This window comes from Gordonibacter pamelaeae 7-10-1-b (genome assembly GCF_000210055.1).
Classification (GTDB): Bacteria; Actinomycetota; Coriobacteriia; order Coriobacteriales; family Eggerthellaceae; genus Gordonibacter; species Gordonibacter pamelaeae.
Genome location: NC_021021.1, coordinates 3,216,686 through 3,217,754, shown reverse-complemented (window position 1 = coordinate 3,217,754; position 1,069 = coordinate 3,216,686). Strand labels below are relative to the sequence as shown.

Annotated in this window: 2 protein-coding genes; both read left to right on the top strand. The window is 70.5% G+C overall.

The features are described from left to right. Positions 1–315: HisA/HisF-related TIM barrel protein (locus GPA_RS14785; RefSeq protein WP_041239732.1), on the top strand; the 315-nt coding region annotated here is incomplete at its 5' end. A gap of 174 nt (positions 316–489) precedes the next feature. Then, positions 490–1,069, top strand: a 580-nt coding sequence (gene hisF / locus GPA_RS14780) for an imidazole glycerol phosphate synthase subunit HisF (protein WP_041239731.1), incomplete at its 3' end; no start/stop codon positions are given.

Here is a 1,069-nt window from a genome sequence, read left to right as displayed (position 1 = left end):
GACATGGCGGCGCTCGGATTCCGGTACCTCGTGTACACTGACATCGCGCGCGACGGGATGCAGACCGGCATCGACCCGGCCGCCTACGTGCGGATGGCCGAGGCGTTCGGCCATTCGGTGACCGCGTCGGGCGGCGTGGCCGGCATCGCCGACATCGAGGCGCTCGGCCAAGTGGCCGGCTGCATCGAGGGCGTCATCGCGGGGCGCGCCGTGTACGAGGGCACGCTCACGGTGGCCGACGGCGTGCGCGCTTGCGACGAGGCCACGCGCATCGCGGAAGCGGCCGCCGTGGCTGCGAATCCCTGCGGATTGTAGCGTTGAGGTTCCGGCACGGTCAGCGAGCGAGCCTCTCGCGAGCGCGGTTGCCGGGAAGGTTTGACGAAGCGTGCCTTGGCACGTGAGGAAAACCTGGAGCGGCAAACGGGCCGCGAGAGGCCCGCGCAACGTCGGCACGTCCGTCGTTGCGTCAGCGACGACGGAAGGACGAAAATGCTAGCGAAGCGCGTGATCCCCTGCATGGACGTGAAGGACGGGCGCGTGGTGAAGGGCGTCAACTTCGTGAACCTGCGCGACGCGGGCGACCCCATCGAGCTCGCGCAGCGCTACGACGAGGAGCGCGCCGACGAGGTGATCTTCCTCGACATCACGGCCACTAGCGACGACCGCGCCACCACGGTGGACCTCGCCAGCCGCGCGAGCGAGCAGCTGCACCTGCCGTACTGCGTGGGCGGCGGTTTCCGCAGCGTGGCCGATATCCGCACGATGATCGCGGCCGGCGCCGACAAGGTGTCGGTGAACTCGGCTGCGGTGGCGGACCCGTCGCTCATCACGAGCGCGGCTGCTGCGTTCGGCAGCCAGGCCATCCTCTGCGCCATCGATGCGAAGCACGTCGCGGGAGCGGGGGACAAGTGGGAGGTGTACGTGCACGGCGGCCGCAAGGCCACCGGCATCGACGCCGTGCAATGGGCGCAGGAGGCGGCGCGACGCGGGGCGGGGGAGATCCTGCTCACCAGCATGGACCGCGACGGCAGCCGCGACGGCTTCGACTGCGCGCTCACCCGCGCCGTCG